This window comes from Erwinia sp. S38, from assembly GCF_016624545.1.
Classification (GTDB): domain Bacteria; phylum Pseudomonadota; class Gammaproteobacteria; order Enterobacterales; family Enterobacteriaceae; genus Erwinia; species Erwinia coffeiphila.
Genome location: NZ_JACVTS010000045.1, coordinates 1 through 10,151, shown reverse-complemented (window position 1 = coordinate 10,151; position 10,151 = coordinate 1). Strand labels below are relative to the sequence as shown.

Below are 10,151 nucleotides of genomic sequence, written 5' to 3'. Positions count from 1 at the left end.
CATCGGGCGTTTTACAGGCAGAACGTTGTCAACCTAAATCAGGACTAGTCATGGCCCGCAGATGCTGATTGGCCTGGCGGCGGTGGAATACAGCCACAAGGCCGCGCCGGGAACCGTCACCGGATTCCTCGGCCTGTTTGCTTACCTGGGGGCCGCGCTGGCGGGCTGGCCGCTGGCGCAGGTGATGCAGCACTACGGCTGGTCGGGCTTTTTTGCCCTGCTGACCGCTGCCGCAGGCTGTATCGGCGTGCTGCTGATGCCGCTGCTGATTGCCGGACTGAACCGGCAGAGATTTAAACAGGCTCCGTAACCGACGGGGTCTGCCGACCCTCGACGATAAGGATAACCTGATGAAACGTTTAGCCCTCTCTACCCTGATCGCTGCCGGGCTGGCAGTGAGCGCGATGTCCGGTGCGGCACACGCCAAAGGCCGCCTGGTGATCTACTGCAGCGCCACCAACGCCATGTGTGAAACTGAAGCGAAAGCCTTCGGTGAGAAGTACGATGTGAAAACCAGCTTTATCCGCAACGGCTCCGGCAGCACGCTGGCGAAGGTCGATGCCGAGAAGAATAACCCGCAGGCCGATGTCTGGTACGGCGGTACGCTCGATCCGCAGTCTCAGGCCGGTGAAATGGGGCTGCTGGAAGCCTATAAATCCCCGGTGCTGGATCAGATCATGCCGCAGTTCCGCGATCCGGCCAAAGTGAAGGGCAACTACTCTTCGGCGATCTACATCGGTATCCTCGGCTTCGGCGTCAACACCGATCGCCTGAAGCAGAAAAACCTGCCGGAGCCGAAGTGCTGGAAGGATCTGACCAACCCGATCTACAAGGGCGAGATCCAGATCGCCGATCCGCAAAGTTCCGGCACCGCCTACACCGCGCTGGCCACCTTTACCCAGCTGTGGGGCGAAGATCAGGCCTTCGACTATCTGAAAAAGCTCAACGCGAACGTCTCCCAGTACACCAAGTCCGGTATTGCCCCGGCGCGTAACGCCGCCCGTGGTGAAACCGCGATCGGCATCGGCTTCCTGCACGACTACTCGCTGGAAAAAGACAAGGGCGCACCGCTGACCCTGATCTCTCCGTGTGAAGGCTCCGGCTATGAAGTCGGCGGCGTCAGCATCCTGAAGAAAGCGCGCAATATCGACAACGCCCGCCTGTTCGTGGACTGGGCGCTGTCGAAAGAAGCGCAGGAGCTGGCGTGGAAGCAGGGGCAGTCCTACCAGATCCTGACCAACACCACCGCAGAAACCTCACCAAACTCGCTCAAGCTGGATGACCTGAAGCTGATCGACTACGACATGGATAAATACGGCGCCACCGAGATGCGTAAGCATCTGATCAATAAGTGGGTTAACGACGTGAAGATGGGGCAGTAATTCTTAACTTTGGCGCGGCCTGCTGCCGCGCTATCGCTTTCGCTTCAACCTCCGGGGAACACTATGAGTGATGCCACAGCTCTGCGCCTGCCGCAGGGACGGGATACTGTTTTTATCTGGCTGGTGATACTGGTGGCGGGCTACCTGCTGCTGCCGATCTTCAGCCTCGACTACGGCCTGCTGGAATCGACGTCTGACGAGATTCTCGCGGCCTACGGCTGGTCGGGTGCCAATATCAGCCAGGCGTGGCTGCTGCTGCCGCTGGTTCTGCTACTGCGGCCGGTTCGCGGTACGGCTTCACGCGGGCGACACCGCTTCGACGCGGCATGGGCGTTATGCTGCGCCGTCTTTATGGTGGTCAGCGCCGCCTGGCTGGAGCGCGGCCTGGGCTACGGCAGCATCGTTATTTTCTGCGCCCTGGGCGGGGTAATGACCGTGGCGCTGTCGCGGCTGGAATGGCTGGGCGGTGACCGCTTTGTTTTAGGCTCGCTGATTGCCATCGTTACGCTGATTGGCCTGTTTATCATCTGGCCGAGCCTGGCGATCTTCAAACCGATGATCACCGCCGATGACGGTACTTTTGCGCCGCTGCAGTTTATGGCCGTGCTGGGGCAGAAGCATATCCTGCAGGTGATCTGGAACTCCTTCCTGCTGAGCGCGGCGGTCGGCATCGGCTGTACCTTCTTCGGTATGGTGCTGGCGATCTACACCACGCGCATCGCCAAACGCTCGGCGCTGCTGGGGCGGGTGTTCTCGATCCTGCCGATTGTCACCCCGCCGTTCGTTGTCGGTCTGGGTGTGACCCTGATGATGGGCCGCTCCGGCTACGTCACGGAGTTTATGGTTAACTACCTTGGCCTGACCAACACCAACTGGCTGTACGGTTTTACCGGCATCTGGCTGGCGCAGGTGCTGGCCTTTACCCCGATGTCCTTTATGATCCTCGACGGCGCGATCAAAACGCTGCATCCGTCGCTGGAAGAGGCGTCCTACACGCTGCGCGCCAGCCGGCTGCAAACCTTCCGCCGCGTCTTCCTGCCGCTGCTGAAACCGGCGCTGGCCAACTCGTTCCTGATCGTTATCGTCCAGTCGCTGGCGGACTTCAGTAACCCGCTGGTGCTGGGCGGCAACTTTGACGTGCTGGCTACGCAGATCTACTTCTACATCACCGGCGCGCAGCTGGACTACACCTCGGCCAGTACGCTGGGCGTGATCCTGCTGTTGTTCTCACTGCTGGTGTTCTGCGTGCAGTATCTGTGGATCGGTAAACGCTCCTACGTCACCATCTCGGGCAAATCCTCCCGTGGCGACGTGCAGCCGCTGCCGGTGTCGCTGGTGTGGTCGGTGACGGCGATGCTGTGGGTGTGGATCGCCTTTAACGTGTTGCTGTACGGCAGCATCTTCTTCGGCAGCTTTACCGTGAACTGGGGCGTGGACTACACCCTGACGCTGGATAACTTCAGCAAGCTGTTCGGTCAGGGCTTCAGTGACGGCGCGTGGCCATCGCTGCTCGATACCCTGCTGTACGCCGGGATCGCCGCGCCGATCACCGCTATCTTCGGCCTACTGATCGCCTACGTGGTGGTGCGCCAGCAGTTCCGCGGCAAGAAGGTGATCGAGTTCTCCACCATGCTGTGCTTTGCCGTTCCGGGCACCGTGGCGGGCGTTTCCTACATTCTCGCCTTTAACGGTGCGCCGGTGTATCTGACCGGGACCGCGGCGATTGTGATTATCTCGATGGTGATGCGTAACGTGCCAGTCGGCATCCGCGCCGGGATCGCCGGGCTGGGCCAGCTGGACAAATCGCTGGATGAAGCCTCGCTCAGCCTGCGTGCCGGATCGCTGCGCACCGTGCTGTATATCATCCTGCCGCTGCTGCGCCCGGCGATCCTCTCGGCGCTGATCTACAGCTTCGTCCGTGCGATCACCACCGTCAGCGCGATTATCTTCCTCGTTACCCCGGATACCCGCGTGGCCACCTCCTACATCCTTAACCGCGTTGAGGACGGAGAGTACGGCATGGCTATCGCCTACGGTTCGATTCTGATCGTGGTGATGCTGGCAATTATCTTTATTTTCGATGCGCTGGTGGGTGAAGCGCGCGTGGCCCGCTCGCGGGCGAAAACCCGTTAATTAAGGTGCATATGAATACTAACTTCGCGCAAACCCAGGAAAAGAAAAGCTTCGTTGAACTGCGCAACGTGGCAAAACGCTTTGGCAGCAACTCGGTGATTGAAAACCTCAGCCTCGCCATCCCGAAAGGGGAGATGGTGACGCTGCTGGGGCCGTCGGGCTGCGGCAAAACCACCGTGCTGAGAATGGTCGCCGGGCTGGAAAAACCCAGCGACGGGCAGATTTTTATCGACGGGGAGGACGTGACCCATCGTTCGATCCAGCACCGCGACATCTGCATGGTGTTCCAGTCCTACGCCCTGTTCCCGCATATGTCGCTAGGGGAGAATATCGGCTACGGCCTGAAGATGCTGGGCAAACCGAAAGGCGAGATCCGCGACCGCGTGGAAGAGGCGCTGGAGCTGGTGGATCTGGCCGGTTTCGCCGATCGCTACGTCGATCAGATCTCCGGCGGGCAGCAGCAGCGCGTGGCGCTGGCCCGTGCGCTGATCCTCAAGCCGAAGGTGCTGCTGTTCGACGAACCGCTGAGTAACCTGGATGCCAACCTGCGCCGCAGCATGCGTGAGAAGATCCGCGAATTGCAGCAGCAGTTCAATATCACCTCGCTGTACGTCACCCACGACCAGAGCGAAGCCTTTGCGGTTTCCGATACCGTGCTGGTGATGAACAAGGGGCAGATTATGCAGATCGGCGAACCGCAGCGGCTTTATCGCTTCCCGGCTTCGCGCTTTATGGCCAGCTTTATGGGCGATGCCAATATCTTTGAGGCGCAAATCAGCGGCAATCGCGTGGAGATCCTCGGCTACGCCATCCCGCGCCCGGAAGGGTTTGCGCCGGGCCTGCAACACTGTACTGTCGGCGTGCGCCCGGAAGCCATCACCCTCGGATTACAGGGTGATGCCAGCCAGCGCTGCACGATTAAAAAAGTCGCCTATATGGGGCCGCAGTACGAGGTGCTGGTGGAGTGGCAGGGGCAGCAGCTGCTGTTGCAGGTCAACGCCACCGAACTCCAGCCTTCGCCGGGCGATGAGTTCTATCTCCAGATCCATCCGTTTGGTATGTTTGTGTTACAGGATCAATAACACGGACTGAGGAACAGGAATGAAAACACTGGGACTGATCGGCGGCATGAGTTGGGAATCGACGCTGCCGTACTATCGGGCGATCAACGAAGGGATCAAGCAGCGCCTGGGCGGGCTGCATTCGGCGAAGCTGGTGCTGTGGAGCGTGGACTTCTATGAGATAGAAGCCTGCCAGGCCAGCGGCGACTGGGATAAAGCCGGGCAGATGCTGGCGGATGCTGCGGTGGCGCTGAAGCGGGCAGGGGCCGAAGGGATCGTGCTCTGTACCAATACCATGCATAAAGTGGCGCAGCCGATTATTGACCAGAGCGGCCTGCCGTTCCTGCATATCGCCGATGGTACTGCGGAGGCGATTAAGCGGGCGGGCATGTCGCAGGTTGCGCTGCTGGGGACGCGCTACACCATGGAACAGGATTTTTATCGCGGACCGATGCTGGCGCAGCACGGCATTACCACGCTGATACCCGATGAAGCCGATCGTCAGCAGATTAACCGCATCATCTTCGATGAACTTTGCCAGGGGCAGTTTACCGCCGAGTCTAAATCGCGCTATCTGGCGATTATCGACGGCCTGGTGGCGCGAGGCGCAGAGGGCGTGATTTTCGGCTGTACGGAAATCGGGCTGTTGCTGAAAGCCTGCGACTGCCCGGTCCCGGTGTTTGACACCACTGCCATCCATGCACAGGCGGCGGTGGAGTTTATGCTGCGGTGAGCTCCTGACTGACGGATCAGGACTTCACTGCATCATTCAGCCAGTCTTTAAAACGTGAGTAGGGAACATACAGCGAGACATCGCGATAGCGCGGCTTGCCGGTTTTCAGATCGTTAACGGTGTCCGTATAGCCAACAATTACCCCGCCAATCGAATCGTCGGAGGCGTTATACACCGCGCCGCCCGACATTCCCTGTACCACTCCTGCGTTGGTGGCGACCACCACGCAGGGTTTTTTATTCCATTCGTTGACCAGCCCGGTATTAATCAGATTGACTCCGCTGGAGGCCATCGGCAGCGCGGAGATAAAGCTGTAGCCGTACATATTCACTTTGTCGCCGATCTTACCGTTGCGGAAACGCGGTTCCTGTTTCAGCCCCTCATTCTTGTGGTAGATCACCGCCAGATCGCACTCCGGGTGGTAAGACTTCACCTCGTACATCGACAGCTTCGCCACGTGAGCCGCGGTCAGGCTGTAGTTCGCCGTCAGCGGAATGGTGGTTCCCAATGCTCCGGCACCCAGGATGGTGGGGATGCCGGTTACCGTCATATCGACCCGTTTTTCAGCTTCACTGCTGTACTGATACTTCCCTACTGAACACCCGCCCAGACAGGCGGCTAGCAGGCAAATAACCACTCTCATCGATAATCCCCAATGATTAGTTGAAAAGATAGCCGGTGAAGTAAGCGTTTCTGCATAACGCCTTCGGCTATCCACAGCAGTAATTTCATATTGTTAACGATCTCAATAAGCCTAACGGCAACGGGGGAGATCGCAATGAAATGGTATGGAATTTCCAAAAACCAGGAGTTTTCCGCAGGAAAAAACATTAGCTGGTGTTATGTGTTTGTTCACGCCATGTGAAAATTTCGGCATGTCATTAATATTCTGCGTTTTTTTCGATTACGTTTGGCGCGGATGTTGGGGGATTAATTATTGCTAATTTGGCAACACACCCTTGCCTGCGCCGTGCTGTAAGCGATTCCTCGCCTGTGTTTTAATGTCGTTCTGTGACCTTCGTCGCGTATCGCGTAAAAAATATTCACCTGACGATAATGGCCCTCCACGTAGGGGGCTGAATTCTGACAATCCTGGGAGTGTGTGAAATGCCTGTTTCATTACTGGCACTGGCGCTGAGCGCCTTTGCTATCGGCACCACCGAGTTCGTGATTATGGGGCTGTTGCCGGAGGTCGCGAGCGATCTGCAGGTATCGATCCCGTCTGCGGGCTGGCTGATCAGCGGCTATGCGCTGGGCGTGGCGATTGGCGCGCCGATTATGGCGCTACTGACGGCGAAGCTGCCGCGTAAGCGTACGCTGATCCTGCTGATGGTGATTTTTATCATCGGCAATATTCTCTGTGCGCTGGCCTACAGCTATAACCTGCTGATGCTGGCCCGCGTGGTTACCGCGCTGTGCCACGGTGCCTTCTTCGGTATCGGTGCCGTCGTGGCGGCAAGCCTGGTTGCGCCCGGCAAGCAGGCGTCCGCCGTGGCGCTGATGTTTACCGGCCTGACCCTGGCCAACGTGCTGGGCGTGCCGCTGGGCACCTGGTTTGGTCAGCTGTTCGGCTGGCGTGCCACCTTCTGGGGCGTGTCGGTGATTGGCGTACTGGCGTTTATCGGCCTGATTGTCAGCCTGCCGACTAATCGCAATGAAAAGCCGGTGGATCTGGCCAGCGAATTCAGCGCGCTGAGCAGCGGCAAGCTGTGGCTGTCGCTGCTGATGACGGTGTTTTTCGCCGCCGCAATGTTTGCGCTGTTCAGCTATATCGCACCGCTGCTACTGGAAGTGACCGGGATTACCGATCGCGGCGTCAGCTGGACCCTGTTCCTGATCGGTGCCGGTTTGACCGTGGGTAATACCCTGGGCGGCAAGCTGGCGGACTGGCGCGTGTCGTTCAGCCTGATCCTCAGCTTCTCGCTGATTGCGGTGTTCTCGCTGCTGTTCAGCTGGACCTCTCACGCGCTGTGGCTGGCGGAAATCACCCTGTTCCTGTGGGCGATGGCCACCTTTGCCACCGTGCCTGCGCTGCAAATTAACGTGGTACGCCACGGTAAAGATGCGCCGAACCTGGTGTCCACGCTGAATATTTCGGCGTTTAACGTCGGCAATGCCCTCGGTGCCTGGGTTGGCGGTGCGGTGATCGGCGGCGGCTACGGCCTGACGGCGGTGCCGGTTTCTGCGGCGGTGCTGGCGGCAATCGGCCTGATTATCTGCCTGGTCACTTTCCGCGGTTCCCGCGCGCAGGGGCAGCCGGTTAGCGCTTAATTCAGCTGCTGCTCCAGGCGCTGGCTGAACAGGCCGATATGCTGTTGCAGATGTTCACTGAAGGCGTCAACCAGCGCCGACGCGGGCCGGTGGCGCGGCCTGATTAAACTGACGGTGAACGGCACTTCCACGCTGAAGCGCCGCATCACTACTCCGCTGTCGGCGTAATCCAGCGCCGTCAGCGGATTCACAATCGACACGCCCACTCCCGCTCTGACCATCGCGCACACCGACGCTGCGCTGTGCGTTTCCATTACCATCCTTCGCTGCACGCCCTGTTCGTTAAACAGATTATCCAGCAGCTGGCGATAGCTGTCGGTACGCGACAGGCTGATATAATTTTCGCCGGCAAAATCCTGCGGCGTCAGGCAGTCGCGACGCGCCAGCGGGTGGTCCTTCGGTAGTACACAGACTTCATTTTGCGTGAACAGCGCTCGGCGCTCGGTCCCGGCGGGCGTATGGCTGGTTTCGGTCAGCCCTAAATCGTAACGCTGTGCAGACAGCCACTCTTCCAGTAGCGGCGACTCCTGCGGGATGATATTCAGGCTGACTTCCGGGTACTGCTGCATAAACGGCTGGCACAGCAGCGGCAGCAGCGACTGGGAGAAAACCGGCAGGCAGGCGATGGAAAGCTCGCCCTGACGAAACTGCCGCAGACCCTCGGCGGCGCTGATAATTCTGTCCAGCCCGTACCAGGAACGCTGCACCTCTTCGAACAGCCGCAGGCCCTGTACAGTGGGCTGCAGGCGTCCGCGCACCCGTTCAAACAGCTGTAATCCAATCAGTTTTTCAAAGCGTGCCAGCTCGCGGCTGACGGTCGGCTGCGAGGTGTGCAGCAGTGCGGCCGCTTCGGTGAGATTGCCGGTGGTGATCACGGCATGAAAAATCTCAATGTGGCGCAGGGAGACTCCGGCCATCGCTTTCTCCACGGGAAGACAATTCAGTTAAACCATATCATGGATGAATAGACTGCGATAAAACAGATATTTTTATGCCGTCAGGAGATGTGGCGTAATAGCGTTATTCACTTATGGAGAACCCTTATGCCACGCCTGCTGACCGACACCACTACCGCCCTGAATCAGGACAATCTTTTAGCCCTTGCTCGCCAGACGGGCGGCCCGGTCTGGGCTTACGACGCCAGTATCATTGAGCAGCGCATTGCTCAGCTGCAGCAGTTTGACGTGGTGCGCTTCGCCCAGAAGGCCTGTTCGAATATTCATATTCTGCGCCTGATGCGTGCCGCGGGCGTGAAGGTCGATTCCGTGTCGCTGGGTGAGATTGAGCGCGCCCTGGCGGCAGGTTATCAGGCGGGCGGCGACGAGATCGTCTTTACGGCCGACCTGCTGGATGAGCCGACCCTGGCCCGCGTGGCGGAGCTGAAGGTGCCGGTCAATGCCGGTTCTGTCGACATGCTGCACCAGCTGGGTGCCGTATCTGCCGGGCATCCGGTCTGGCTGCGCGTTAACCCGGGCTTCGGCCACGGCCACAGCCAGAAAACCAACACCGGCGGCGAGAACAGCAAGCACGGTATCTGGTTCGGCGATATGGCACTGGCGCTGGAAGCGGTTCAGCGCTATCAGCTGAAGCTGGTCGGGATTCATATGCATATCGGTTCCGGCGTGGACTACAGCCATCTGGAGCAGGTCTGCGATGCGATGGTGAATCAGGTAGTCAGCTTCGGTCAGGATCTGGAAGCGATTTCTGCCGGTGGCGGTCTGTCGATTCCGTATCGTTTTGGTGAAGAAGCGATCGATACCGATCACTATTTCGGCCTGTGGGATGCCGCCCGCCAGCGCGTGGCAAAACATCTGGGTCACCCGGTGAAGCTGGAGATTGAGCCAGGCCGTTTCCTGGTGGCCGAGTCGGGCGTGCTGGTCAGCCAGGTGCGCGTGGTGAAAGAGATGGGCAGCCGTCACTTCGTGCTGGTGGACGCGGGCTTTAACGATCTGATGCGTCCGTCCATGTACGGCAGCTATCACCACATTTCCGCGATTGCCGGTGACGGCCGTCAGCTGGACGAGCAGAATACCGTCGAGACGGTGGTGGCGGGTCCGCTGTGCGAGTCGGGCGATGTGTTCACCCAGCAGGAAGGTGGCAAGGTGGAAACCCGCGCGCTACCGGCGGTGAAGGTGGGGGATTATCTTGTGTTCCACGATACCGGTGCCTACGGTGCATCGATGTCGTCGAACTACAACAGCCGTCCGCTGCTGCCGGAGGTGCTGTTCGAGAACGGTCAGCCACGACAGATCCGTCGCGCGCAGACCGTGGCGGAGCTGCTGGCGCTGGAGCTGTAATGAGTCGTTAAAATCGGGCTGGTGCTGTCTGACTCGATGGTGAACGCGCAGACGGGTAGCTACCCCATGATGTCTGACGTAACGGTGTTCACGCAGACGGGTGGCTACCCCGTTCGGGCGGTCCTCGCGCCGCTTGCGCGGTCCCCTCACTGCATTCGTCAGCCCGGCGGAGCGGCCCAGACGGGCGTCCTGCCCGGCTGTGCCTTTCGGCCACGTCCGTGTAGCCGAATCCTGGCTTCCTCATTACGTTCAGCGCTGCGGATGCTCCGATCGG

At 59.4% G+C, this 10,151-nt stretch carries 8 protein-coding genes and 1 pseudogene; 7 read left to right on the top strand and 2 right to left on the bottom strand.

The features are described 5' to 3' along the window. Positions 1–52: 52 nt before the first annotated feature. The 5 genes and pseudogenes from IBT46_RS26555 to IBT46_RS26535 form a co-directional block, all read left to right on the top strand. A pseudogene (locus IBT46_RS26555) lies at positions 53–310 on the top strand (MFS transporter family glucose-6-phosphate receptor UhpC); the annotation flags it as partial. A 40-nt stretch (positions 311–350) separates the two neighbouring features. Continuing rightward, complete coding sequence (locus IBT46_RS26550; RefSeq protein WP_105593870.1) at positions 351–1,382, top strand: ABC transporter substrate-binding protein; 1,032 nt, start codon at positions 351–353, stop codon at positions 1,380–1,382. A 63-nt stretch (positions 1,383–1,445) separates the two neighbouring features. Next, a complete protein-coding gene (locus IBT46_RS26545; protein ID WP_200548075.1) occupies positions 1,446–3,515 on the top strand; it encodes an iron ABC transporter permease in 2,070 nt (689 codons plus the stop codon). A gap of 11 nt (positions 3,516–3,526) precedes the next feature. Continuing rightward, the gene (gene fbpC, locus IBT46_RS26540) at positions 3,527–4,597 is read left to right on the top strand and encodes a ferric ABC transporter ATP-binding protein (RefSeq protein ID WP_200548074.1); all 1,071 of its coding nucleotides are present in this window, start codon (positions 3,527–3,529) and stop codon (positions 4,595–4,597) included. A 19-nt stretch (positions 4,598–4,616) separates the two neighbouring features. Further along, complete coding sequence (locus IBT46_RS26535; RefSeq protein ID WP_200548073.1) at positions 4,617–5,309, top strand: amino acid racemase; 693 nt, start codon at positions 4,617–4,619, stop codon at positions 5,307–5,309. A 16-nt stretch (positions 5,310–5,325) separates the two neighbouring features. Here IBT46_RS26535 and IBT46_RS26530 read toward each other — a convergent pair whose 3' ends face one another. Then, positions 5,326–5,952 (bottom strand): serine protease, encoded by a 627-nt coding sequence (locus tag IBT46_RS26530; RefSeq protein ID WP_200548072.1) that lies wholly within the window; start codon positions 5,950–5,952, stop codon positions 5,326–5,328. A 464-nt stretch (positions 5,953–6,416) separates the two neighbouring features. On the opposite strand from IBT46_RS26530, the gene IBT46_RS26525 reads away from it, so the two are divergent. After that, the gene (locus tag IBT46_RS26525; RefSeq protein WP_200548071.1) at positions 6,417–7,580 is read left to right on the top strand and encodes an MFS transporter; all 1,164 of its coding nucleotides are present in this window, start codon (positions 6,417–6,419) and stop codon (positions 7,578–7,580) included. Here the strand turns inward: IBT46_RS26525 and IBT46_RS26520 are convergent. Beyond that, positions 7,577–8,497 carry a LysR family transcriptional regulator gene (locus tag IBT46_RS26520; RefSeq protein ID WP_200548070.1) on the bottom strand — a complete coding sequence of 307 codons (921 nt, stop codon included), beginning with the start codon at positions 8,495–8,497 and terminating at the stop codon, positions 7,577–7,579. The genes IBT46_RS26525 and IBT46_RS26520 overlap by 4 nt on opposite strands. A 126-nt stretch (positions 8,498–8,623) precedes the next feature. Between IBT46_RS26520 and lysA the strand changes: the two genes are divergently transcribed. Next, positions 8,624–9,877, top strand: coding sequence for a diaminopimelate decarboxylase (gene lysA / locus IBT46_RS26515; RefSeq protein ID WP_200548069.1), 1,254 nt, complete (start codon positions 8,624–8,626; stop codon positions 9,875–9,877). The last annotated feature ends 274 nt before the right edge of the window (positions 9,878–10,151 follow it).

What these genes read in the sequence shown, in the direction of transcription:
- IBT46_RS26545 (WP_200548075.1), top strand. Translation starts at nt 1,446, where the DNA reads ATGAGTGATGCCACAGCTCTGCGCCTGCCGCAGGGACGGGATACTGTT.
- IBT46_RS26550 (WP_105593870.1), top strand. Translation starts at nt 351, where the DNA reads ATGAAACGTTTAGCCCTCTCTACCCTGATCGCTGCCGGGCTGGCAGTG.
- IBT46_RS26520 (WP_200548070.1), bottom strand. Translation starts at nt 8,497, where the DNA reads ATGGCCGGAGTCTCCCTGCGCCACATTGAGATTTTTCATGCCGTGATC.
- IBT46_RS26525 (WP_200548071.1), top strand. Translation starts at nt 6,417, where the DNA reads ATGCCTGTTTCATTACTGGCACTGGCGCTGAGCGCCTTTGCTATCGGC.
- lysA (WP_200548069.1), top strand. Translation starts at nt 8,624, where the DNA reads ATGCCACGCCTGCTGACCGACACCACTACCGCCCTGAATCAGGACAAT.
- IBT46_RS26535 (WP_200548073.1), top strand. Translation starts at nt 4,617, where the DNA reads ATGAAAACACTGGGACTGATCGGCGGCATGAGTTGGGAATCGACGCTG.
- fbpC (WP_200548074.1), top strand. Translation starts at nt 3,527, where the DNA reads ATGAATACTAACTTCGCGCAAACCCAGGAAAAGAAAAGCTTCGTTGAA.
- IBT46_RS26530 (WP_200548072.1), bottom strand. Translation starts at nt 5,952, where the DNA reads ATGAGAGTGGTTATTTGCCTGCTAGCCGCCTGTCTGGGCGGGTGTTCA.